We start from the raw sequence: 21,615 nt of genomic DNA, 5'->3' as shown, positions 1-21,615 counted from the left end.
GAACGGGCGTTATGTGAGGGTGGGCCAGCCGGCACGGTTCCAGCCCAGCTTGTTCAGGCCCAGCTTGGGCGTGCCGTTGTCGTCGGCGTCGTAGTAGTGGTACGCCAGCCAGTCCTTGCCGTGGGTGCGGAACACGGACTCGCCGCCGGGGCCGATGTAGCGGCCGTGCGAGGCGAGGAACAGGTCGCCGCCGCCGTCGGGCATCGGCTTGCCCGTCCTGTCGGTGTACGGGCCGGTCACCGAGGTCGACCTGCCGACGCGGATCCTGTACGTGGAGTTCACCCCGGCGCAGCAGGCGTCGTAGGAGGCGAAGAGGTAGCAGTAGCGGCCGTGGCGGACGATGGACGCGCCCTCGACCGCGTACGGCGCGTCCGGGCGGGTGGCCAGGTGGTGGACCGTGGCGCCCGGGACGGCCTTGCCGGTCCTCCGGTCCAGCTCGACCATGCGGATGCCGGTCCAGTACGAGCCGAACGCCATCCACAGCCGTCCGTCGGCGCGGATCACGGCCGGGTCGATGGCGTTCCAGCTGTCGGTGGTCTCGGAGGTGAAGGCCTTGCCCCGGTCGGTCCAGGTGCCGGCAAGGCCGGAGGGGGAAGTGGCAACGCCGATCGCCTCCTGGTCGTTACCCCAGGAGGAGACGGCGGCGTAGTAGAGCCATTGACGTCCTCGCCCGCCCGAGAGGTGACGATTCCGGCCTGCACCACTTCGTGGCGCTTCCCCGGGTTCCTGCTTCAACGGCCCCTGCCGCGCCGTTCGCGTGGTCTTACGCGGGCCTCCACAGGCCTGACTTCCCGCCCGTCCGGCGGTAGGTCCGCCAACCGGATTGCCGGACAAGGCGACTGTAACAGTGGTGCTATGCCGCGACGGACCGCCGATTCCGGGACGGCCTGTATCTACATCCTCAAAAGTGACGCGCTGCAACAGAGGCTCTCCTCGAGTTCGTTACTGCCCGGCCAGACCGGTGTGGGCCACGCCCCGCACGATCTGGCCCTGGAAGAAGACGAACACGATGATCAGCGGCAGGCCCGCGATCAGTCCGCCGGCCATCAGCTGGGGCCAGACGATGCCGAAGGCGTTCTGCACGGTGGCGATGCCGTTGGGCATGGTCATCAGATCGGGGTTGTTGGTGACCATGTACGGCCAGATGAAGTTGTTCCAGGACGCGATGAAGGTGAAGATCCCGACGGCCGACAGGGACGGCTTGGACAGGGGCAGCACGATGGTGAAGAAGATCCGCCAGCGGCCCGCGCCGTCGATGAAGGCGGCCTCCTCCAGTTCCTTCGGCAGGGACTGGAAGAACTTGTAGAGGATGTAGACCATCGCGGCGGGGGCGCACTGCGGCAGGATCATGCCCCAGTAGGTGTCGACCATCCCGAGCGACTGCACGGTGGTGAACAGCGGGACGCCGAGGATCGCCGGGGAGAACATCAGGCCCGCCATCGTCAGGGCCATCAGCGCCGACTTGCCGCGGAACTCGGTGCGGGCGAAGCCGTATCCGGCGAGCGCGCTGACGAGGAGCACGATGAAGGTCACGCAGACGGAGACGACCACCGAGTTCACGAACCAGTTGGGGATGTTGCCGGCCTGGAAGACCTTCTGCCAGGAGTCGAGCGTGAAGTCCTTCGGGATCCAGTGGGGCGCCTCCACCGACTCGGTGGGCGTCTTCAAGGACGTCGACAGGGCCCACAGCAGGGGGGAGAACCAGATCAGGGACAGGGCCGCCGCGACGACCGTCAGGGCGATCTGCGCCGGGGTCCAGGTGCTACGGGACTTGCGCAGTACGGGAGTTGTCATCGGGCACCCTCCTCGCGGTTGCGCAGCAGCCACATCCGGGCCAGGGCGACGGCCGCGATGATGACGAACAGGATGAAGGAGATCGCGGAGGCGTAGCCCACGCGGTAGCTGGTGAAGCCCTCTTCGAGGGTGTACTGGACGAAGGTCCGGGTCGATTCCTCCGGTCCCGGGTTGAAGTCGTACATGACCACGACCTGGTCGAAGACCTGGAGCGAGGCGAGGATCTGGAGGGCGATGACGAGCCCGGTGATGTTGCGCAGGTTCGGCACGGTGATGTGAAGCATGCGCTGGAAGGCGTTCGCGCCGTCCAGCTCGGCGGCCTCGTAGAGGTGCTGCGGGATGTTCTGGAGGGCGGCGAGGTAGAGCAGGAAGCTGAAGCCGACCGTCCACCACAGGGTGGCGATGACGGTGGCGAGCAGGGCCGTGGACTTCTGGGTGAGCCAGGGGGTGTCCAGGCCCAGGACGTGGTTGACCATGCCGTTGGTGGGCTGGAACAGCCACTTCCAGAGGTTGGCGACGACGGCCGAGGGCAGCAGGAACGGGGCGAAGAAGCACAGTCGCCACAGCCATGTGAAGTGCAGGGTGTGGTGGGCGATCAGCGCCATCAGCAGGGCCATCACGACGATCATCGGGACGACCCAGAGCGTGAACTTGACGCTGTGCCACAGCGAGTTCCACACCAGGTCGTCCTTGAGGGCCTCGCGGTAGTTGTCGAGGCCGACGAGGTTGGTGTGGTCGCCGGAGATGTTGGCGTCCGTGAAGCTGAGGTAGAGGCCGCGGACGACGGGCACGACGACGAACAGCCCGTACAGGACGAAGAACGGGGCGACGAACCAGCCGCCGTGCTGGAAGCGGCGGCTCCAGCGGGCCCGTGCCGAGTCCGCGGCGGTGGCCGTGCGGGGCCGTAGCACCGTGGGGACGACCGTGGTGCCGGTGGTGCTGCTCATGCGCCGGCTCCCTTCAGCTCCTGGGCGGCCGTGCGGCCGTCCATGGGGTTCTTGGCGGCGAGCAGTTGCTCCAGCGCGGCCTTCATACGGCGGGCGGCGGCGTCCGGCTTGGCGGAGCCGAGGTTGGAGGAGGCGACGATGGGACCGACGCGCTGGGCGAGGATGCCGGTGGAGCCGGCGAACCAGATGTGGGGTTCGGTGGCGGGGTGCTCCATGGCGGGCTTGGAGTACTCGTTCTGCGGGCTGAGCTTTAGGTAGGCCGGGTCCTTGAAGGTGGGCAGGTAGGCGGGGACGTGGCCGCCGTTGGCCCAGGTGGTGGCGTGCGTGACCATATAGGCGGCGAGCTGGTAGGCGCCCTCGTTCGCGGCGCCGCCGCGGCCGGCCTGGTGGGGCAGGATGAAGGAGTGCGACTCGGCGTGGGTGGCCGGCCTGCCGAAGACGGGGGGCAGCGGCTCGGCGCCGAAGTCGACCTTCTCGCCGTTGAAGTACGGCACCGACCAGTTGCCCTCCCAGGTGAAGGGCGATCCGGCGAGGAAGGCCTCGCCGTCGACCGCGCCGACGGTGACGTAGCCGTCGGTGACGTGCTTGCGGAAGAACTCCAGGATCTCGGTGGCCTTGCCGGTGTCGAAGGTGACGTCGGTGCGGTCGTCGTTGAAGTAGGTGCCGCCGAGCTGCTGGTAGAAGGCGACGAAGAACCACCAGCAGAAGTTCTGGTCGTTGGCGTGCAGGCCGAGGGTCTGCTGCCCGCTCTTGAGCTGCTTTTTGGCCGCCTTGAGGATGTCGAACCACTCGTCGGTGGAGCCGGCGGCGGGCAGCTTGCCGTCCGCGTCGAGGAGACCGGCCTTCTTGCAGACGTCCTTGCGGTAGAAGCAGAGCTGGACGTGGATGTCGAGGGGGAGGGCGTAGAGCTTGCCGTCGACGATGCCGCGCTGCCACAGCACCGGGTTGAAGTCGGACTCCCGCACGCCGTACCGGGCGAGGATGTCGATGTCCCAGGGGTCGAGAAGACGGCCGGGCGCGAAGCCGGGGATGCGGCCCTGGTGCATGACGGCCAGGTCGGGGGCGCGGTTGCCGGCCGCGGCCATGGCGAGCTTGGTGTAGTAGGGGCCGCCCCAGGTCAGCGTGGAGTCCTTGACGGCGATGTCCGGGTGCGACGTGCGGAAGGCGTCCACCATGGCGACCTGGTTGGAGCCGTCGCCGCCCTGGAAGAGGTTCCAGTACCGCACCCGGGCGCGGGAACCGGCCGCCAGGGCGTCCGCTCCCGTGCCGAGGGCCGCGAAGCCGAAGCTGCCCGCGACCGCCAAGCCGCCCGCGGCGGCGAGAAGTTGCCTGCGGTTCAGGCCAGGTTGTCCCATTCCCCGCCCTCACTGTTCGGTATTTCACTGTTCGGTATTTCGCTGTTCGGTATGTCGAATAGCGCTCGTAACTTCGAACGGACCGTAAAATCGAAGCGCTTCCGCGTCAATGGGTCCGACAGGAACTCGCGGCGTTGACTTTCGATCGTTCCCGGTTGAACTACGGTCGTGTGAGCCCATGACGCGGACACATCCGAACGCGTAATCTCGGACAGGCCGTCGTCCGGCGGTGAGAGGGGGGAGCGATGGACATCGCGGGCGCACTCCTGCGCTTTCGGCCCGGTTCGGCGATGCGTGGCCTCGCCGCCGACCTCGCCCGTGCGGTCCGCGACCGCCCGAACGCCCCTTCCGACGTACGCGAGTTGTGCCGGGCACTGTGCGAGGAGATGAGCGCGCGGCGCTCCGGGCGCCCCGTCGAGCTGCGCTTCGAACGCTTCCCCGACGAGATCGAGGTCACCGGCCTGTGGGTGGAGTTCCAGGACTTCGACCTGGTCATCGTGGAGGAACGGGCCGAAGCCGTGCAGCAACTGGTCATCCTGGGACATGAGTTGTGGCATATGCACGCCGGCCACCGGCACCACCACCGGGTGGGGGCGGCGGCGGCCCGCGCCCTGGCCGACGGCCCCGGCTGGCGCGACCTCGCCCTCACGGTGGCGGCCCGCAACGGCTCCCGGCAGGCCGACGAGGCCGAGGCCGACGACTTCGGTCACCGGCTGGCGACCCTGTTCCGGCCGTACGTCTCCGGCGACGGCCCGGGCGCCCCGCTCGACCCCGTCCAGCGCACCCTGGGCTACCGAGGGCGCGGAGGGACGGCCCGGTGACCCAGCCGTCGCTGGACCCCTCCGAACTCCTGGGGGAGCTCTACATCTCCTTCTGGATCCCCACCGCCGTGCTCACCGCCGCCCTGGTGATCAAACTGCCCACCATCATCCGGCTGTGGCGGGACCCGCTGCTGCGCGCGGTCGGCGGACTGCTGCTGCTCGCCTGCGCGGTGTTCGTGTTCTGCACACCGTCGACGATCGCCCGGGTCAACCGGCTGGTGGGCGTCTCCAACATCTCGGCGCCCTGGTGCTACTCGCTGATCACCGCGTTCTGCGGCTCCTGCCTGCTGCTGATCATCGCCTGGCGCAACGGCCTGTCCGACCGCTCGGCGGAGACCCGGCGCGCGATGCGCTGGGTCATCTCCGTCTACTCGGGGGTGATCGTCGCGCTGTGGGTACTGTTCGCACTCGCCGACGCGCCCGTGGAGCGACTGCGGGACCTGGACACGTACTACGCCAACACCCCCTTCATGCGCGAGGAGATCGTCCTCTACCTCGTCGCGCACGCCGTGGCCTGCGTGATCACGTCCAAACTGATCTGGAGCTGGGCCCGCACCGGCGGCCTCGACGCCTGGCTGCGCTGGGGACTGAAGTCGCTGGGCGCCGGCTATGTGACGAACCTGGTCTTCGACAGCTCCAAGCTGACCGCCGTCACCGCCCGCTGGACCGGTCACGACCTGGACTGGCTGAGTACCGACTTCGCCCCGCCCGTGGCCGCGCTGTCCGCCATCCTGATCGCGGCCGGCTTCATCCTGCCGCACGCCGGCCAGTACCTGCACGACCGCTGGCGGGTCCGGCTCGCCCACCGCGAACTGCGGCCGCTGTACCAGCTGATGCGGACCGTGAGCGGCGAGGGCGTGCCGTTCGTGCTGCGTGCCACGCCCGAGCTGCGGCTGACCCGCCGGGAGACGTTCATCCGGGACGCGCTGCTGCCGCTGGCCCGGCGCGTCGACACCGACCTGGGCGGACGGTCGTACGACGCGGCGCTCGGCCTCGGACACCCGCCGGACCGGGCGCGTGAGCTGGCCGCCGCGGTGGTCGTCCTGGACGCCGTCGAGGCCCGCGGCCGTGCGCCCGAGCCCGCGGATCCGACGGCCTCCCCCGACACGACGGATCTCCTCCGGGAGATCGGGGCCGTCTCCCGAGCCCTCCGCCATCCCGACGCCGTCGAGGCGGTCCGCGCGCATGCGGCCGCCCCAGCAGAGAGCGTGCCCGCACATGAGTGACCGCACCACCGCCGTCGTCCTCGGCGGCTCCCTGGCCGGCCTGCTCGCCGCCAGGGCGCTCACCGGCCTCGCCGACCGGGTGGTCGTCGTCGAGCGGGACGCACTGCCGGACGGGCCCGCACCGCGCAAGGGGCTGCCGCAGGCCCGGCACGTGCACCAGCTGTGGTCGGGCGGGGCGCGGGCGCTGGAGCAGCTGGTGCCCGGGGTGATCGGGCGGCTGCGGGCGGCCGGGGTGACACGGCTGCCGGTGACGACGGACATGGTGGCGCTGTCGCCGTACGGCTGGTTCCGGCGCTGGGGCGAGTCCGCGTTCATGCTGCCGTCCAGCCGGGACCTGCTGGACTGGGTGGTACGGCAGCAGGTGCTGGCCGACGACCGGATCGAGCTGGTGGAGCGGGCGGAGGTGCTCGGGTTGGCCGGCACGGACGCGGCGGTGACCGGGGTACGGATCCGGGCGAACGACGGCTTCGAGCACACGATGCCGGCCGCCCTGGTGGTCGACGCCACCGGACGCGGGTCCCGTGCCCCGCGGTGGCTCACCTCGCTCGGACTGCCCGCGCCCGAGCTGCGCGAGGTGAACTCCGGTGTCGTCTACGCGAGCCGGCTGTACCGGGCACCGGACCAGGCGCGGGACGGCTTTCCCATCGTCCACGTCCAGGCGGACCCGCGGGACGGGCGGCCCGGGCGGGGCGGCGTCCTGATGCCCATCGAGGACGGCAGGTGGATGGTCACCCTGTACGGCAGCCGGGGCGGCGAACCCACCACCGACACCGGCGACTTCCTCCGGTACGCCCGGGAGGAACTGAGCCATCCGATCGTCGCCGACCTGCTGGTGAACGCGGAACCGCTGAGCGAGGTGGCGTTCACCAGGACCACCGCCAACCGCCGCTGGTTCTACGAACGGATGCCCGCCTGGCCGGAGGGCTTCGTGGTGCTCGGGGACGCGGTGTGCGCGCTGAACCCGGTGTACGGGCACGGCATGTCGGTGGCGGCGCAGTCGGCGGTGGTGCTGCGGGACGTGGTGCGGCGCCATGGGATGAGGTCGCCCGCTCTGTCCCGGCGGATCCAGAGGGCGGTCGGCCGGCCCGTCCGGGCCGCGTGGGACCTGTCGACCGGGGTGGACGTCTTCTACCCGGGGGCGACGGAGGGCGGACCCACGCTCCGCGAGCGGGTGATGGCGGCGTACGTACGGCGACTGCTGCACACCGCCACCGGGAACGGGCGGATCGCCCGCCGGGTCACCGATGTGACGGCGCTGGAGCGGGGCGCGGAGGTGCTGCTGGCGCCGAGCGTGGTCCTGGCGGCGGCGGTGGGCCCGCTGAGACCGGCGCTCGGCGGGCCGCCCTTGACCACTGAGGAGTGGAAGGCAGCCGGCCTGTGAGGAAGCCCGCGTAGCTGCGGGCAGTCGTGCCGCGGGGGCGGCACGGGTGGGCGCAGCGGCACCCCGCGAGCGCGGGCAAGCGACACCCACCCCGAGCGGCAACCCCGCTCAGCCCGCGAACGCCGGCTGCGCCAACCCCTTCCCCGCCCCCGGCACCACCAGCACCGACCCCGACAGCGGATCCGGCGCCGCCAGCCCCGTCCGGGCGGTCGTGATGTACAGGTCGGTCAGATCGGTCCCGCCGAAGGCGCAGGCGGTCGTACGAGGAGCCGGTACCGAGATCACCCGGTCCAGCTCACCGTCCGGCGTGTACCGCCGTACCGCCCCGCCGTCCCACAGCGCCACCCACACGCACCCGTCGGCATCGACCGTGAGCCCGTCGGGGAAACCGGCGCCCTCCTCGATCTCCGCGAGCGGACGCCGCCCGGACACCCGCTCCCCGTCGCAGTCGAAGACGTCGATCCGCCGCGTGGGGGTGTCGATGTAGTACATGAGGCTGCCGTCCGGGCTCCACCCCGTGCCGTTGCTCACGGTCACGTCCGGCAGCACGGTCGTCACGGCACCGTCCGCCGCGACCCGGGCCAGCGTGCCGCCGCCCGTGGCCTCGTCGTAGCGCATGGTCCCCGCCCAGAGGGATCCGTCGGGCGCGACCGCGGCGTCGTTGGCGCGCCGGCCGGGGGCCGGTTCGTGGTGCAGCCAGCGGAATGTGCCGTCGGGGTCGAGCAGCCCCACGCCGTCCCGGAGGTTGAGGACCAGGCCGCCGCCCGCCCTGGGCTTGACCGCGCCGACGTGCTGGGGCGTCGTACGGACCGTGCGCCGGCCCGACGAGGGGTCGTAGGTGTGCACCCGGGACTGGAGGATGTCGATCCAGATCAGCCGGCCGGTGGCCGCGTCCCAGGTCGGTCCTTCGCCGAGTTCCGCCTCGGCCCGTATCGCGACCTCGTACGCCGTCATCCCACGCTCCGGTGTCCGAGCCGCTCCGAGAGCTCCGCCGCGCCCTTCGCCGCGAGCTGCTCCAGCTCGTCCCGGCGGTCCTCGCTCCAGCGGATCATGGGCACGGAGATGGACAGGGCGGCCACCACCTGCCCGGTGCGGTCGCGCACCGGCGCGGCGACGCAGGACACGTCCGGGTTGGACTCCCGGTTCTCCACCGCGATCCCCCGCTGCCGGATCTCGGCGAGAACCTCGCGCAGGGCGCCCGGATCGGTGATGCTGTTGGGGGTCATCCCGGCCAGCTCGGTGCCGTCCGGGATCCGCGCGGTCAGCTCCGGCTCGGGCAGCGAGGCCAGCAGCATCTTGCCGACCGAGGTGCAGTGGGCGGGCAGCCGGCGCCCGGCCGCCGACACCATGCGCACCGCGTGCGTGGAGTCGACCTTGGCGATGTAGATGACGTCGGTGTCCTCGAGGATCGCCACGTGGACGGTCTCGTCGCAGGTCTCGGCGACCGAGCGGGCCACCTGCTGGCCCTCGGCGGCGAGGTCGAGCTGCTCGGCGTAGCGGCTGCCGAGCTGGTACGGGCGTACCCCGAGCCGGTAGCGTCCGGGCTGGCCGGTCACGGGAACGATGTACTGCCGGGCGGCGAGCGTGGTGACCAGCTCGTGCACGGTGGTGCGCGGCAGCTGGAGCTTGCGCACGATGTCGGGGGCGGAGAGCGTCCCGTCCCCGTCGAGGAAGAGCTCGAGAATGTCGAGAGCCCGGGTCACGGCAGGTACGAGGCGTCCCATGTCCGGCCCCCTCCCTTGGGTCTCAGCGTCTGCGTTCGAGATTTCAACAGACGATCGGCATGACGAACACAGGCTAGTCATCGACAGTTGCCTGGGCAATGGGCGGGAATGGCGGGAACGGGTACGCGGCACCATGGGTTCCATGCCTCTCGACTTCCAGCTGGTGCTGCTGCGCCGCATGGCCGACCACAATCCGGACCTGGTGGAGGACGCCCGCCGGGAGCTGGGCGCCTCCGTCGCTCAGATGCGGGAGGCCAACAAGCGGTGGCAGGCGATGGCCCGCTCGCCGCGGTCCCGCTCGGCGGCCTCGCGATACCGCTCCGCCCTCGGCCCCCCGGAATCCGAGGGCAAGCGCACCATCGGCGACCTGGAGTGCCGGGTCTGGCAGTGGCCGCTCCCCCTCTGGCCCGACCTGCGGTTCGAGGTGCTGGTCTCGTCCGAGGGCGCCGTCTGGAACGAGTGGCTGGTGCGCGCCCCCGGGGCCGAGGGCCCCGCCCTGCGGACCGTCGAGGACCTCACCCCCTGGTCCTGCACGGTCGACGAGGCGGCCCGCGCCTTCGCGCCCGCCCGCCCCCTGGAGGGGACCGCCCCTACTCGCTGGGGCCTGGCCTTCACCGCCCCGGACGCGCGGGGCGTACCCAGGGACGTGGTCGCCGAGTTCACCTGGGGGCTGCTTCAGCGGACGGCGGTCGCCGGCGTGGACCGCTGAGCGGGAGCGGATCAGGCGTCGAACGCCGTCGCCCTGGCCTGCTTCTCCCAGGCGGTGACGTCCTCGCGGACCTGCTCCAGGTGGCCCAGAACGGCACTCACCGCGTCCTCGCCGAGCGCCAGCCGCAGCGGGGTGTGCTCGGCCTCCAGCGCGGCCAGGACGACGGTCGCCGCCTTGGCCGGGTCGCCGGGCTGTGAACCGTCGCCGCCGGTGACGAAACCGCGGGTCTCGCTCACCGCGGCGTACACCCCGCTGTCCGCGCTCACCCCGGCCCGTCCGGTGCCGAACAGCGAGGTCCGGAACGCTCCCGGCTCCACGATCAGCACCTTGATGCCGAACTCCCGCACCTCGTCCGCCAGCGCCTCGGACATGCCCTCCAGCGCGAACTTGGTCGCGCTGTACGCCCCGAAGCCCGCGAAGGACATCTGGCCGCCCATGCTGCTCATCTGCACGATCGCGCCCGAGCGCCGCTCCCGCATGTGCGGCAGCACCGCCCGCACCAGCGCCGCCGGCCCGAAGACGTGCAGGTCGAACAGGTCGCGCAGCTCCTGGTCGGTGGTCTCCTCGACGGCCCCGACATGCGTGCGCCCCGCGTTGTTGACCAGTACGTCGATCCGCCCGTGCCGCGCCACCACGTCCCGCACGGCCGTCTCGGCCGCGGCCGGCTCGGTCACGTCCAGGCGCAGCGCCTCCACCTGGTCCGGATGAGCGTTCACCAGGTCGTCCAGCGCCTCCGGGCGCCGGACCGCGCCGACCACCACGTCACCGGCGGCGACCGCCGCCTCGGCGATCGCCCGCCCGAAACCGCTGCTCGCCCCGGTCACCAGCCATACCTTGTTCACGGCGACTCCTCGTACGTCTCGTACGTCCTGTTCCTCGCTGACACGGTCCAGCCTGCTGCCGCGCCCGGTTGCCCGTCCAAGACCCATGGTGATAACCAATGGTTATGACGGTGGACGTCCACGCCCGCGACCTGCGCTACTTCGTCGCGGTCGCCGAGGAGCTGCACTTCACGCGCGCGGCCGAGCGGCTGTACGTGTCCCAGCCCGCGCTGAGCAAGCAGATCCGCGCGCTGGAACGGCAGCTCGGGGCGGAGCTGTTCACGCGCGACCGGCACGGGGTGACACTGACGGCCGCAGGCGAGGCGCTGCTGCCGCACGCCCGGCGGGTGCTGGGCGCCTGGGCGGAGGGCACGGCCGCGGTGGAGGCGGCCAAGGCGGCGCAGCGCAGCACGCTCGTGGTGGGCATGAGCACCAGTCCGGGCCGGGGCGGGCTGCTGCCGGCCATCCGCTCCCGCTTCACCGCCGCGCACCCGGAGGCCACCACCCGGCTGCGTCAGGTGAGTTGGCAGGACCCGACGGCGGGTCTGGCGGACGGCGCCGCGGACGTCGCCTTCGTGTGGCTGCCGCTGCCCGACGAGGAGCGCTACGGCTGGACGGTGGTCGCGGAGGAGCCCCGCCTGGTCGCCCTGCCCGACACCCATCCGCTCGCCGCCCGCGCCGAGATCGACTTCGCCGACCTGATCGACGAGCCGTTCCTGGCCCTGCCGGAGCACGCGGGCCCGCTGCGAGACCACTGGCTGGCCCTGGACGCCCGCGCGGGCCGTCCACCGTGCGTCGGCGCGGAGATCGCCGGGGTGGAGGAGACGTACGAGGCCCTGGTCGCGGGCCTCGGCGTGTGTCTGGTGGCCGCGGGCAACGCCCCGCTGATCAGCCTGGGCGGGGTCACCACCCGCCCGGTCCGGGGCATCGGCCCCAGCCGTTACGCCCTGGCCTGGCGCCGCGAGGACGAGCACCGGCCACTGGTCCGGGCGTACGCGGAGGCGTGCCGGGGCACGGTCTCGGGTTAACGCTGCACGGAGTTCTCGCCGGCCGCCGCCAGGATCGTCTCGACCACCCTCGGCACGGATCCCGGGTGCAGGAACAGGAACAGGTTCGGCTCGACCAGTTCCAGCTCCATCACCCGGGGCTTCCCGTCCGCCCCGTCGGCCAGGTCCACGCGCGCGTACAGCAGCTCGGGTGCGTCCGGTACGGCGGCCAGCGCCCGCTCGGCGACGGAGAGTTCGGCCGGGGTCGGGGTCCACGGCTCCAGGTCGGGGTGGGCCACCTTGTCCGCGTCGTAGGCCGTGCCGGCCGCCAGCACCGCCCGCTTGCGGCTGGCGTGCAGCAGCCGGCCGCCGAAGAACTGGAGCGCCCGCTCGCCGCTGACGTCGATGTGGGTCAGGTACGGCTGCACCATCGCGGTCAGCCCCTCCGCGTGCATCCGGGCGAGCTGCCGGAGGGCCGTCTGCCGTTCGGCGGGCGTGTACCGGGCGGCGAACCGGGCGCCCGCGCCGAAGGTGGGCTTCACGACGAAGTCGTGGTCACCGGGGACGCTGTCCGCGGTCACCGCGTCGCCGGGGGCGAGGTACCGGGTGGGGACCACGGGCACGCCGGCCGCCGCGAGGTCGCCGAGGTAGCGCTTGTCGGTGTTCCAGCGCACGACGGGGACCGGATTGGCCACGCGGGTCGCCTTCGCGCACCGCTCGGCCCAGGCCACGAACTCCTCGGCCCGCCAGCTGTAGTCCCAGGTCGACCGTATGACGACGAGGTCGAAGCCGCCCCAGTCCGTGTCGGGGTCGTCCCAGGGGACGGCGACCGCGTCGGCCCCGGCCGCGCGCAGGGCCCGCACCAGCCCCGGCAGATCACGGTCCTTGCTCGGCTCCGCTCCGGGGTCGTAGGTGGCGAGTGCGATGCGGGACACGGCGGGCTCCTTCGGGGCGGAGGGGGGCAGCCCCCGCAGGCTAACAATCTTCGCCGCAACCGAAACAGGCCGTTGACCTTCCCCCTCGGTGAAGCCCCAGCATCGGAGGCGGGAACCGGAGGCCCCGGAGAACTACGAGGTGCACATGGAGATGCTGACGATCGGCGCCTTCGCCAGGGCGTCCCGGCTGTCGCCCAAGGCGCTGCGGCTGTACGACGAGCTGGACCTGCTGCGGCCCGCACGGGTCGACCCCGGCACCGGCTACCGCTACTACGCGGCCGAACAGCTACAGCAGGCCCGGCTCGTGGCCTGGCTGCGGCGGCTGGGGATGCCGCTGGCCGGGATCCGTGAGGTGTCCGCCCTGCCGCCGGCCGAGGCCGCGCGGGAGATCCGGGCGTACTGGGCCCGGGTCGAGGCGGAGACGGCCGTGCGGCGGGACCTCGCCGCGTTCCTGGTCGACCACCTGTCGGTCGGCCTGTCGACGGAGTCGAGGAAGGACACAACCATGCTCGAACTGCGATACAGCGCCCACACGGACACCGGTCACGTCCGGCCCGCCAACCAGGACACCGTGTACGCGGGCCGGAGGCTGCTCGCGGTGGCCGACGGCTACGGCCCGGCGGGCGGACCGGCGAGCGGCGCGGCCGTGGACGCGCTGAAGTTCCTGGAAGGCGCGGACCTGTCGGCGGGCGGGGTGCTGAACCTGCTGGAGGACGCCGTGCAGGGCGCGGGCCAGGCGCTCCAGGACCTGGCGGCGGACAGCTCTCCGGGCACGGGCGAGGAGGTCGGCACCACCCTCACCGCACTGCTGTGGACGGGCTCCCGGCTGGCCCTCGTGCACATCGGCGACTCCCGCGCCTACCTTCTGCGAAACGCGGAGCTCTTCCGCATCACCCACGACCACAGCGTGGTCCAGTCCCTGATCGACGAGGGCCGTCTGACCCCGGAGGAGGCCGCCAGCCACCCGCAGCGCGCCCTGCTCGCCAAGGCCCTGACCGGCACCGCGCCCCCGGCCACCCCGGACCTCCGGCTGCACGACGTCCGGCCCGGCGACCGGTACCTGCTGTGCTCGGACGGTCTGTCCGGTGTCGTACCGGACGACGACATCCGGCGCCTGCTGGCCGACGGCCCGGACCCGGACCGCGCCGTGCACGCCCTGATCGACGCGGCGAACGCCGTCGGCGGTCCGGACAACGTCAGCTGCGTGGTGGCCGACGTGGTCGAGGCGGCGGCGAGGAGCCTGGTGTAGGACGCGAGGAGCCTGGTGTAGGAAGGGGGTGTTGGTGCCGAGTGCCCCCGACAGTTAAGGAGTGTCCCGCGTGTCCTCCCTCTTTCCGGCCCTGGCGGGCGGTTCGGGCGAGCGAGTCGCCCTGCGGTTCGGCGACCGGTCGTTGACGTACGGGGAACTGGGTGCCGCGGCGGGGGCCGTGGCCGAGCGGGTCCGGGAAGCGGGCCGCCGGGTCGCGGTCTGGGCGACGCCGGAACTGGAGACGGCGGTGGGGGTGGTGGGCGCGCTGCTCGCCGGGGTGGCCGCGGTGCCGCTGAACCCGAAGTCGGGTGAGAAGGAGCTCGCGCACATCCTCTCCGACAGCGCGCCCGCGCTCGTGCTGGCCGCGCCGGGCGCCGAACTCCCGGCCGCCGTCGCCGGCTTGGAGCGGGTGGACGTCGACGCGTACGGTGCCGGGGCCGTCCCCGAGGACCGTACGCCCGAGGGCGACCCGGCACTGATCGTGTACACCTCCGGCACCACCGGCCCGCCCAAGGGCGCGGTCATCCCCCGCCGGGCCGTCGCCACGACCCTGGACGCGCTGGCCGACGCCTGGCAGTGGACCGGGGACGACGTGCTGGTGCACGGGCTGCCGCTGTTCCACGTGCACGGGCTGGTGCTGGGCATCCTGGGCCCGCTCAGGCGCGGCGGCTCGGTACGGCACCTCGGCCGGTTCGGCACCGAGGGCGTGACCCGGGAGCTGAACGAGGGCGCGACCATGCTGTTCGGGGTGCCGACGATGTACCACCGCATCGCCGAGGCCCTCCCGGCCGACCCGGAGCTGGCCAAGGCGCTCGGCCGGGCCCGGCTGCTGGTGTCGGGCTCGGCCGCGCTGCCGGTGCACGACCACGAGCGCATCGCGGCGGCGACCGGGCGGCGGGTGATCGAGCGGTACGGCATGACCGAGACGCTCATGAACACCAGCGTGCGGGCCGACGGCGAGCCGCGCGCCGGGACGGTCGGCGTGCCGCTGCCGGGCGTGGAGCTGCGGCTGGTGGAGGAGGACGGTACGGAGGTGAGCGCGTACGACGGGGAGACCGTCGGCGAGATCCAGGTGCGCGGCCCGAACCTGTTCACCGAGTACCTGAACCGGCCCGAAGCCACCGCCGCCGCCTTCACGGCCGACGGCTGGTTCCGCACCGGAGATGTCGCGGTGCGCGAGTCCGACGGGTACGTGCGGATCGTCGGCCGCAAGGCCACCGACCTGATCAAGAGCGGCGGTTACAAGATCGGCGCGGGCGAGATCGAGAACGCCCTGCTGGAGCATCCGGGGGTACGCGAGGCGGCGGTCACCGGGGAGCCGGATCCGGACCTGGGCGAGCGGATCGTGGCGTGGATCGTCCCGACGGACCCGCGACAGCCGCCGGCCACGGAGGAGTTGGCCGATCACGTGGCCCGCCGCCTGGCTCCGCACAAGCGTCCCCGGGTGGTCCGCCACCTGGACGCCCTGCCCCGCAACGACATGGGGAAGATCATGAAGCGGGCGCTGGGCGATGCCTGAACGCCTGTCGGCACGGGCCATGCTCGACCTGGTCACCGACGCCGGCACCTTCGCCGAACTCCCGTATCCGATACGGGAGTCCGAGCGGGACGGCCCCCTCTCCTGGCAGGGGTACGACGCCTCGCGCGCCCGCGCCGCCGCACGCACCGGCGAGCGGGAGTCCGTGGTGTGCGGCACCGGGAGCGTCGAGGGCACCCGGGCCGTGCTGATCGCGTTCGAGTTCGGCTATCTCGGCGGCTCGCTGGGCGAGGGCACCGGCGACCGGCTGGAGGCGGCGTACACCCACGCCCGCGAGCACCGGCTCCCGGTCGTACCGCTGGTCGCCACGGGCGGCAGCCGAATGCAGGAAGGCATGCTCGCCCTCACCCAACTCCAGCGCGTGGCCCGCCAGTCCGTACTCACCCGCGAGGCGGGCCTGCCGCAGATCGCGGTGCTGCGGGACCCGACCACCGGCGGCGGCTGGGCCACCCTCGGCGCCGGCGCCGACGTGATCCTCGCCCTGCCCGGCGCCCAGATCGGCTTCGCCGGCTCCCGCGTCCGCCCACCCGACACCGACCCGACCGCGTACACGGCCGAGGCCCAGGTGACGGCGGGAGCAGCGGACGCGGTGGTGTCCCCGGCGGAGCTGCGGGGTGTACTGGGACTCTGGCTGCGCCTGCTGGCCGGTGGGCCGGCGACGCGGGGGACGCAGCCCGGGCAGCCCGGAGCCTCGGGCGCACCCGCCGCTTCCGGCACGCCCAGCGCTTCGGGCGCCCACGGCAGGCCGGGTGCTCCCGACGCCCACGGCACGCCCAGCGCCGTACGCGCGGCCGACTCCCCCGGTACCGCGGGTACTTCCGGCGCATCCGCGGCGGGGGCCGGGGGCGAACCCCGTGCCACGCGACCACCGGCCCCGGCCGCGGCGGCGGCATCCGAGACCGCGGCCCCGCCGTCCCCGGCCCGCGTCGAGCCGGCCCCCGTCCCCGCCGCTCTCGGTGCCACGGGGCTCCCCCGGACCGGCTGGGCCGCCGTCCAGCGCGCCCGCTCCCCCGAACGGCCCCGCGCCCAGGCCTATCTGGACGCCTGCTTCACCCGCCGGGTCGCCCTCTCCGGTGACCGCTGCGGCGGCAGTGACCCCGACGGCATGCTGTGCGGCTTCGGGGAGCGGGACGGCCGTACCGTCGCCTACGCCGCCCAGACCGGCACGGCCACCCGCCCCGCCGGATACCGCACGGCCGCCCGGCTGGTGCGGCTGGCGGACCGGCTGGGCATCCCGGTGCTGACGCTGGTGGACACGCCGGGCGCGGCGAACGACGCCGAGGCCGAGCGGCAGGGCGCGGGCGCGGCGATCGCGGACCTGTTCGGCGCGGTGGCCGCCGCCCGGGTCCCGGTCACCACCCTGGTCGTCGGCGAGGGCGGCTCGGGCGGTGCGCTCGCGCTGGCCGCGCCCGGCAACACCTGGGCCACACCGGACAGTTACTTCTCGGTCATCGCCCCGGAGCTGGCGGCCGCGATCCTCAAGCGCCCGCCGGAGGAGGTGGAGGCGACCGCCGAGCAGCTGCGCATCCGGCCGCAGGACCTGCTGGAGCTGGGGGTGATCCGGGGCATCGTGGATCGCCTCTGACCCCCACCGTGCCCGGGAGCGTGACACGGAACCGCAGGACATCGCCGGCCGCCGTCCGCCACAATGGAGTTGATGCGGCATCAGCACACGGGGGAGCGAGCGGCGCCATGAACAGGCTGGTGGAGTTCAAGACCGAGGACGGCGCACTCGTCGTCGTGGAGACCGCGGAAGCGGCGACCGGTTCCCGGCTCGTGTCCCGCGGCGAGGGACCGGCCGCGCAGACCGCCCGCACCTTCGAGAGCGCCCTGGACGGTGTGCGCGCGGCGGCCCAGTCCGCGCTGCGGGTCTTCCGGGACGGCGCGCTGCGGCCCGACTCCGTGGAACTGGAGTTCGGCGTGAAGCTGAGCGCGGAGGCCGGGGCGGTGATCGCCAAGGGCGCGGCGGAGGGCCAGCTGGTGGTCCGGCTGAGCTGGACGCCGGGCCAGGAATCACAGGGATCAGCGGAGCGGACGGCCACGGTCCCGCAGGCCTCGGAGCCCACCGCCCGGTCATGAGCCGCGCTGCCTGGCATGCCCGGATCGAGTGCGGGGGCGAGGTGGCCGGAGCCGGCTTCCTGGTGACCCCCAGCAAGGTGCTGACCTGCGCGCATGTCGTGCGGAACGGGGACTGGGCGCAGGTGACCGTGACCTTCCCGCACCGCAGGGAGCTGAGCGAGGTGCCGGCGCAGGTGGTCGTGCACGGTGGCTGGGCCCGCTCCCCCGCCCTGGCCCCGGAGTCCCTGAACGAGCTGGCCGAGCAGCTCATGCCCTACCTCGGTGGGGCCGCGCAGGCAGATGCCTTCTGATCCCTCCGCCGCCTCGGCCGCCCTGGCCCGCCTGACCGACGTACTGGCCAGGGCGGCCGGCGGGGTGCGCCCGACACCGCTGGAGCTGGCGGAGCCGCTGTGGCTGGCCCGGCAGATGGAGCGGGCGGCCGCGGAAGACCCGCAGCCGACTCCGGAACCCACGAGCACCACGGACGCCTTGGAGGAACGGGCCGACGTCCCGGAACCCGCACCGCCGCGCCCCATGTCGGAGCACCCCGCGACGGAGTCCGAGTCCCCCCGCGCCCCACTCCACCTGCCGGCCACGGGCGCGCCACCGGGCCCCTACGCCTCCCTCCTCTCCCCCCTCCTGCAAGCCGCCCAGTTGCGCTGAACCCCGTTCAGCCGCACCCCCACCCGGCCCCCTTAAAAAGGCGCCCGCCCCCGGCGCCCGCGCAGGATGCACAGAGGAAGCCCGCGCGCTCGGAAGGATCTGCCGTGACCGTCAGTCTGGAGCAGTTGCGCCGCTGCCATTTCGCCGTGGACATGGGAGCGGCCCGGACCCGTGTGTACGTCAAGGGCCCGGGGCTCGTCGTGGACGAGCCGTCCGTCGCCGCCGTGAACACCCGTAGCGGCTCCCTGATCGCGGTGGGTGAGTTCGCGGAGCAGATGACGGGGCGGACGCCGGACTACATCCGGGTGGTGCGGCCTGTCTCCGGTGGCACGGTGGTCGACATCGAGATGGCCCAGCGCATGCTGCGCCATCTGCTCGGCGACAAGATGCGCCGCAGCCTGCGCCGCAGACCGCGGCTGCGCGCGGCGGCCTGCACCCCGCACGACGCCGATCCGCTGGCCCAGCGGGCGACGATCGAGACGCTGGTCGGGCTCGGTGCCCGGCGCGTGGAGCTGGTCGACACGCTGATCGCCGCAGCTGTGGGGTGCGGGCTGCCGGTGGAGCGGCCCGAGGCGACCATGATCATGATGTGCGGGGCCGCGGCGACGCAGGTCGCCGTGCTCTCCCTGGGGTCGATCGTCACGGCCCAGCGGATCCCGGTGGGCGGCGAGGCCGTCGACCACGCGATCGTGCAGCACCTGCGGCACGCGCACGCGCTGATGCTGCCGAGCCAGTCCGTACGGCCGCTCCAGCTCGCCCTGTCCGGCAACGGCCTGACCCCGCACGGCCCGGCGTCCGCCGAGATCCACGGACGGGACGTGGTCACGGGCCTCGCCCGCAGTGTGCGGGTCGACACCGCCGCCGTACGGAACGCCATCCAGACCCCGCTGACCGCCGTGCTCGACGGCATCGGCAAGGTGCTGCGGAACTGCCCGCCGGACCTGGTCGCCGACCTGGCAGACCGCGGGATCGTGATGGTCGGCGGCTCCGCGCTGCTCCCCGGCTTCGACCAGATGCTGATCGGGGCGACCGGTATGCCGGTGCACATCGCCGAACGGCCCGAGATGTGCGCCATCCAGGGCATCGGCGCCATGCTGGAGGGCCGCATCGAGCCGCTGGTGCTGGATCCGCTGGCTGCCTGAGAGTGTCGCTGAGGGGGCGCTGAAAGCGTCGCCTATCGCGCCAGGTAGCAGCGGATCGTGGTGCCGTCCGCCCCCGTGTGCAGCCGTACCAGGTCGGCCACCAGGTTGACCAGCAGCAGGCCGCGGCCGCCGCGCTGGTCGCGGCTCGCGGGCCGGCGGCCGGCCAGCGGGTCGGTCAGCCGGCCCTTGTCGCGTACCTCGCAGACGACGTGCCCGTGCTCGGCCCAGACCCGCAGACGGCCCGAACCGCCGCCGTGCACCACGCTGTTGGTGGTCAGCTCGGCCGTGATCAGCGCCAGGTCCTCCAGGCGGATGCCGGTGAGCCCGAGCCGGGCGCCCTCGGCGGTGGCGGTGTGCCGGGCCTCGGAGAGGGTCTCCGCGAGGAAGTCGAAGGACAGCCCTTCGGGGGCGGGCGGCAGCGGCTCGTTGTAGCGGGCGACGACGGCTTCGGGGGCGTACGCCTCGCTGTCCCGGCCGCTGGTGGCGCCGGCCGGGATGACGGTCGGGTGGGTGGCGTAGGCGTCCGCGAGGACCTGTTCGTCGAGGCGCACGGTGTCGTACGGGCACAGGATGGTGACCTCGCGGCCCCGGAACGCCGCGTTGATCAGTGCCTCGTGCTGGACGCAGGCGGGGTACTCGGTGGTGCTGCGGCCCGCCCAGATCGGCTCGCCGATGATCCAGACCCGCCGGCCGGGCGGCTGGGTGTCGGCGAACGCGCGTAGCACGCCGGGGATGATGCGGCCGGGGTTGCGTCCGGCCTCGCGCATGTCCAGAAACCGCACGGACTCGCCGTCGGCGCCCAGCTCGTCCTGGATGAGCCGCAGGTTCTCGCCGGGGACGGCCACCGCGACCGGTTCACCGGCGGCGAGCCCGTCCCGGATGAAGGGGACCGTGCCCGCGAGGTACTGCTGCTCGTCCGCGTAGAACAGCGCGGGATGCACGAAGGGTTCGGCCACGGCGGTCATGACTTCGACACCTCGATCGTCCGGAGGCCGGGCCAGAACAGTTCCAGGAGGCGCGGCAGGGCGGGCGGTGGCCGGTCGACGACGATCCGGCGGCCGTCGCGGAGCCGCTGGGCGGCGCCCGCGAGCGCGTCGACACCCGCGACGTCCACGAACGTCACCGCGGAAAGTTCCAAGTAGTACACATCCTCGTCCTCGCGAACAGCCTGCTCCAGCGCGCCTTCCCAGATCCCGCGCGTGGCCAGGCTGACCTCGCCCAGCGCCTGTACGCCGATCCGTCCGCACAGCGGACGGACCCGCAGCTGTGCCGACGGCGCGGCGCTGCCCGGCGGGGCGTGTCGCGCGGGCTGGGGGATGCTCACGCCGTCTCCTCGGTGCTCGGGGCCACGGGTTCCCAGTATGCGCCGTCCCCACCACCCCGGTCCCCCGGACCGCCGGGAATCGCCGGTCCCATCGGCATCTTCTCCCTCTTCACTCCGCACCGGGGTGTGCTCCGGCGCACCTGGGGCAGGCGCACACCGAGTTGTGCGTCGACCCGACGCACACACGGTGCATCAGCGCGAGCACTGTCCGGGACGACCAAGGGCGGAGACATGACCTCAGTGGCACGCGCACCTCTTTCCCCGCGGCCGGCCGCGCTGGTCATCGACTCCCGTACGGAGACGAACAGGGCGCTGCTGATCCCACAGGGCGAGCTCGTCCACGGCTGCGCCGACATCCTCGCCACGGAGCTGGCGGCCCTGCCGACAGGTGTCGTCGGGGTGGAGCTGGACATGTCGGCGGTGGACTTCATGGACACGGCCGGGCTGGAGTTCCTGGAGCTCCTGAACCGGTACGGCCGGCACCACGGTGTCCCGGTCTCGGCCACCGCCTGGAAGGGCCAGCCGCGCCGGGTCCTGGAACTGGCGGGACTGGACACCGCGGACCCGCTGCACACCCACGCTCAGGGCCCGGAGCCGGAGCCGTCCGTCCCCGCTTCCGCTTCCTCGTCGGTGTCGCGGGAGCGTGCGGAGCAGATGCGCGTACTGGAGGAGGAGATAGACCAGTTGCGCCGGGCGATCGTCTCCCGCCCGCTGATCGACCAGGCCCGGGGTGTCCTCATGGCCACCCACGCCTGCACGTCCGACGAGGCGTGGGACATCCTGCGGGAGACCTCCCAGCTGTCCAACACCAAGCTGCACACCGTCGCGGAGGCGGTCACGGCCACCAGCACGGCCGACGGCTCGCCGTTCCCGGAACGCCTGCGCGGTGCCCTGCGCACGGCGCTCACCCACCATCACCCCGACCATTGATCAGTAGGGCAGG

At 72.8% G+C, this 21,615-nt stretch carries 22 protein-coding genes and 1 pseudogene; 13 read left to right on the top strand and 10 right to left on the bottom strand.

Annotated features, from left to right (window positions below):
• Positions 1-9: 9 nt before the first annotated feature.
• The 4 genes and pseudogenes from ACWGJM_RS19865 to ACWGJM_RS19850 all read right to left on the bottom strand — a co-directional run.
• A pseudogene (locus ACWGJM_RS19865) lies at positions 10-672 on the bottom strand (arabinan endo-1,5-alpha-L-arabinosidase); the annotation flags it as partial.
• A gap of 270 nt (positions 673-942) precedes the next feature.
• Complete coding sequence (locus ACWGJM_RS19860; protein ID WP_453412982.1) at positions 943-1,794, bottom strand: carbohydrate ABC transporter permease; 852 nt, start codon at positions 1,792-1,794, stop codon at positions 943-945.
• The gene (locus ACWGJM_RS19855) at positions 1,791-2,741 is read right to left on the bottom strand and encodes a carbohydrate ABC transporter permease (protein WP_453412981.1); all 951 of its coding nucleotides are present in this window, start codon (positions 2,739-2,741) and stop codon (positions 1,791-1,793) included. Before ACWGJM_RS19855 ends, ACWGJM_RS19860 begins: the two co-directional genes overlap by 4 nt.
• Entirely contained in the window at positions 2,738-4,096 is a 1,359-nt protein-coding gene (locus ACWGJM_RS19850) for an extracellular solute-binding protein (RefSeq protein WP_453412980.1), read from the bottom strand. Before ACWGJM_RS19850 ends, ACWGJM_RS19855 begins: the two co-directional genes overlap by 4 nt.
• Before the next feature lie 245 nt (positions 4,097-4,341).
• Here ACWGJM_RS19850 and ACWGJM_RS19845 point away from each other — a divergent pair, with 245 nt between their 5' ends.
• The 3 genes from ACWGJM_RS19845 to ACWGJM_RS19835 are packed head-to-tail and all read left to right on the top strand — an operon-like array spanning position 4,342 to position 7,524.
• Positions 4,342-4,917 carry a toxin-antitoxin system, toxin component family protein gene (locus ACWGJM_RS19845; RefSeq protein WP_453412979.1) on the top strand — a complete coding sequence of 192 codons (576 nt, stop codon included), beginning with the start codon at positions 4,342-4,344 and terminating at the stop codon, positions 4,915-4,917.
• A complete protein-coding gene (locus tag ACWGJM_RS19840) occupies positions 4,914-6,143 on the top strand; it encodes an MAB_1171c family putative transporter (protein ID WP_453412978.1) in 1,230 nt (409 codons plus the stop codon). Before ACWGJM_RS19845 ends, ACWGJM_RS19840 begins: the two co-directional genes overlap by 4 nt.
• Positions 6,136-7,524, top strand: a complete 1,389-nt coding sequence (locus tag ACWGJM_RS19835; protein WP_453412977.1) for an FAD-dependent oxidoreductase — start codon at positions 6,136-6,138, stop codon at positions 7,522-7,524. The genes ACWGJM_RS19840 and ACWGJM_RS19835 overlap by 8 nt, the downstream gene beginning before the upstream one ends.
• Before the next feature lie 108 nt (positions 7,525-7,632).
• On the opposite strand, the gene ACWGJM_RS19830 is transcribed toward ACWGJM_RS19835, so the two are convergent.
• Both ACWGJM_RS19830 and ACWGJM_RS19825 read right to left on the bottom strand, forming a co-directional pair.
• The gene (locus tag ACWGJM_RS19830; protein WP_453412976.1) at positions 7,633-8,478 is read right to left on the bottom strand and encodes an SMP-30/gluconolactonase/LRE family protein; all 846 of its coding nucleotides are present in this window, start codon (positions 8,476-8,478) and stop codon (positions 7,633-7,635) included.
• The gene (locus ACWGJM_RS19825) at positions 8,475-9,248 is read right to left on the bottom strand and encodes an IclR family transcriptional regulator (protein ID WP_453412975.1); all 774 of its coding nucleotides are present in this window, start codon (positions 9,246-9,248) and stop codon (positions 8,475-8,477) included. Before ACWGJM_RS19825 ends, ACWGJM_RS19830 begins: the two co-directional genes overlap by 4 nt.
• A 142-nt stretch (positions 9,249-9,390) precedes the next feature.
• Between ACWGJM_RS19825 and ACWGJM_RS19820 the strand changes: the two genes are divergently transcribed.
• Complete coding sequence (locus ACWGJM_RS19820) at positions 9,391-9,957, top strand: hypothetical protein (RefSeq protein WP_453412974.1); 567 nt, start codon at positions 9,391-9,393, stop codon at positions 9,955-9,957.
• Positions 9,958-9,968: 11 nt separating this feature from the next.
• On the opposite strand, the gene ACWGJM_RS19815 is transcribed toward ACWGJM_RS19820, so the two are convergent.
• Positions 9,969-10,799 carry an oxidoreductase gene (locus ACWGJM_RS19815; RefSeq protein WP_453412973.1) on the bottom strand — a complete coding sequence of 277 codons (831 nt, stop codon included), beginning with the start codon at positions 10,797-10,799 and terminating at the stop codon, positions 9,969-9,971.
• A gap of 98 nt (positions 10,800-10,897) precedes the next feature.
• Between ACWGJM_RS19815 and ACWGJM_RS19810 the strand changes: the two genes are divergently transcribed.
• Positions 10,898-11,806, top strand: coding sequence for a LysR family transcriptional regulator (locus ACWGJM_RS19810; RefSeq protein ID WP_453412972.1), 909 nt, complete (start codon positions 10,898-10,900; stop codon positions 11,804-11,806).
• Here the strand turns inward: ACWGJM_RS19810 and ACWGJM_RS19805 are convergent.
• A complete protein-coding gene (locus tag ACWGJM_RS19805) occupies positions 11,803-12,699 on the bottom strand; it encodes an ATP-grasp domain-containing protein (protein ID WP_453412971.1) in 897 nt (298 codons plus the stop codon). The genes ACWGJM_RS19810 and ACWGJM_RS19805 overlap by 4 nt on opposite strands.
• A gap of 145 nt (positions 12,700-12,844) precedes the next feature.
• On the opposite strand from ACWGJM_RS19805, the gene ACWGJM_RS19800 reads away from it, so the two are divergent.
• The 7 genes from ACWGJM_RS19800 to ACWGJM_RS19770 all read left to right on the top strand — a co-directional run bounded on the left by ACWGJM_RS19800 (position 12,845) and on the right by ACWGJM_RS19770 (position 19,348).
• The gene (locus ACWGJM_RS19800; protein WP_453413014.1) at positions 12,845-13,948 is read left to right on the top strand and encodes a MerR family transcriptional regulator; all 1,104 of its coding nucleotides are present in this window, start codon (positions 12,845-12,847) and stop codon (positions 13,946-13,948) included.
• Between the two features lie 70 nt (positions 13,949-14,018).
• Positions 14,019-15,467: an acyl-CoA synthetase gene (locus tag ACWGJM_RS19795; RefSeq protein ID WP_453412970.1), complete on the top strand. Its 1,449-nt coding sequence runs from the start codon at positions 14,019-14,021 to the stop codon at positions 15,465-15,467.
• Complete coding sequence (locus ACWGJM_RS19790) at positions 15,460-17,070, top strand: carboxyl transferase domain-containing protein (RefSeq protein ID WP_453412969.1); 1,611 nt, start codon at positions 15,460-15,462, stop codon at positions 17,068-17,070. Before ACWGJM_RS19795 ends, ACWGJM_RS19790 begins: the two co-directional genes overlap by 8 nt.
• Before the next feature lie 107 nt (positions 17,071-17,177).
• Entirely contained in the window at positions 17,178-17,564 is a 387-nt protein-coding gene (locus tag ACWGJM_RS19785; RefSeq protein WP_453412968.1) for a CU044_2847 family protein, read from the top strand.
• The gene (locus ACWGJM_RS19780; RefSeq protein WP_453412967.1) at positions 17,561-17,854 is read left to right on the top strand and encodes a hypothetical protein; all 294 of its coding nucleotides are present in this window, start codon (positions 17,561-17,563) and stop codon (positions 17,852-17,854) included. Before ACWGJM_RS19785 ends, ACWGJM_RS19780 begins: the two co-directional genes overlap by 4 nt.
• The gene (locus ACWGJM_RS19775) at positions 17,844-18,206 is read left to right on the top strand and encodes a hypothetical protein (protein WP_453412966.1); all 363 of its coding nucleotides are present in this window, start codon (positions 17,844-17,846) and stop codon (positions 18,204-18,206) included. The genes ACWGJM_RS19780 and ACWGJM_RS19775 overlap by 11 nt, the downstream gene beginning before the upstream one ends.
• Positions 18,207-18,310: 104 nt before the next feature.
• Positions 18,311-19,348, top strand: a complete 1,038-nt coding sequence (locus ACWGJM_RS19770) for a rod shape-determining protein (RefSeq protein WP_453412965.1) — start codon at positions 18,311-18,313, stop codon at positions 19,346-19,348.
• A 32-nt stretch (positions 19,349-19,380) separates the two neighbouring features.
• On the opposite strand, the gene ACWGJM_RS19765 is transcribed toward ACWGJM_RS19770, so the two are convergent.
• Together ACWGJM_RS19765 and ACWGJM_RS19760 are read right to left on the bottom strand one after the other, a co-directional pair.
• Positions 19,381-20,313 carry an anti-sigma factor RsbA family regulatory protein gene (locus tag ACWGJM_RS19765; RefSeq protein ID WP_453412964.1) on the bottom strand — a complete coding sequence of 311 codons (933 nt, stop codon included), beginning with the start codon at positions 20,311-20,313 and terminating at the stop codon, positions 19,381-19,383.
• A complete protein-coding gene (locus ACWGJM_RS19760; protein WP_453412963.1) occupies positions 20,310-20,672 on the bottom strand; it encodes an STAS domain-containing protein in 363 nt (120 codons plus the stop codon). Before ACWGJM_RS19760 ends, ACWGJM_RS19765 begins: the two co-directional genes overlap by 4 nt.
• A gap of 231 nt (positions 20,673-20,903) precedes the next feature.
• On the opposite strand from ACWGJM_RS19760, the gene ACWGJM_RS19755 reads away from it, so the two are divergent.
• Entirely contained in the window at positions 20,904-21,602 is a 699-nt protein-coding gene (locus tag ACWGJM_RS19755; RefSeq protein ID WP_453412962.1) for an ANTAR domain-containing protein, read from the top strand.
• Positions 21,603-21,615: the final 13 nt, after the last annotated feature.

Source organism: Streptomyces sp. NPDC054834 (genome assembly GCF_053611185.1).
The sequence above is the reverse complement of the archived record's forward strand: the minus strand, read 5'-3'. Positions and strand labels throughout refer to the sequence as shown.

Excerpts from the sequence above, each read along its gene's own strand:
- ACWGJM_RS19860 (WP_453412982.1), bottom strand. The coding sequence starts at position 1,794 with ATGACAACTCCCGTACTGCGCAAGTCCCGTAGCACCTGGACCCCGGCG.
- ACWGJM_RS19855 (WP_453412981.1), bottom strand. The coding sequence starts at position 2,741 with ATGAGCAGCACCACCGGCACCACGGTCGTCCCCACGGTGCTACGGCCC.
- ACWGJM_RS19850 (WP_453412980.1), bottom strand. The coding sequence starts at position 4,096 with ATGGGACAACCTGGCCTGAACCGCAGGCAACTTCTCGCCGCCGCGGGC.
- ACWGJM_RS19845 (WP_453412979.1), top strand. The coding sequence starts at position 4,342 with ATGGACATCGCGGGCGCACTCCTGCGCTTTCGGCCCGGTTCGGCGATG.
- ACWGJM_RS19835 (WP_453412977.1), top strand. The coding sequence starts at position 6,136 with ATGAGTGACCGCACCACCGCCGTCGTCCTCGGCGGCTCCCTGGCCGGC.
- ACWGJM_RS19830 (WP_453412976.1), bottom strand. The coding sequence starts at position 8,478 with ATGACGGCGTACGAGGTCGCGATACGGGCCGAGGCGGAACTCGGCGAA.
- ACWGJM_RS19825 (WP_453412975.1), bottom strand. The coding sequence starts at position 9,248 with ATGGGACGCCTCGTACCTGCCGTGACCCGGGCTCTCGACATTCTCGAG.
- ACWGJM_RS19820 (WP_453412974.1), top strand. The coding sequence starts at position 9,391 with ATGCCTCTCGACTTCCAGCTGGTGCTGCTGCGCCGCATGGCCGACCAC.
- ACWGJM_RS19810 (WP_453412972.1), top strand. The coding sequence starts at position 10,898 with ATGGTTATGACGGTGGACGTCCACGCCCGCGACCTGCGCTACTTCGTC.
- ACWGJM_RS19800 (WP_453413014.1), top strand. The coding sequence starts at position 12,845 with ATGGAGATGCTGACGATCGGCGCCTTCGCCAGGGCGTCCCGGCTGTCG.
- ACWGJM_RS19790 (WP_453412969.1), top strand. The coding sequence starts at position 15,460 with ATGCCTGAACGCCTGTCGGCACGGGCCATGCTCGACCTGGTCACCGAC.
- ACWGJM_RS19785 (WP_453412968.1), top strand. The coding sequence starts at position 17,178 with ATGAACAGGCTGGTGGAGTTCAAGACCGAGGACGGCGCACTCGTCGTC.
- ACWGJM_RS19780 (WP_453412967.1), top strand. The coding sequence starts at position 17,561 with ATGAGCCGCGCTGCCTGGCATGCCCGGATCGAGTGCGGGGGCGAGGTG.
- ACWGJM_RS19775 (WP_453412966.1), top strand. The coding sequence starts at position 17,844 with ATGCCTTCTGATCCCTCCGCCGCCTCGGCCGCCCTGGCCCGCCTGACC.
- ACWGJM_RS19765 (WP_453412964.1), bottom strand. The coding sequence starts at position 20,313 with ATGACCGCCGTGGCCGAACCCTTCGTGCATCCCGCGCTGTTCTACGCG.
- ACWGJM_RS19755 (WP_453412962.1), top strand. The coding sequence starts at position 20,904 with ATGACCTCAGTGGCACGCGCACCTCTTTCCCCGCGGCCGGCCGCGCTG.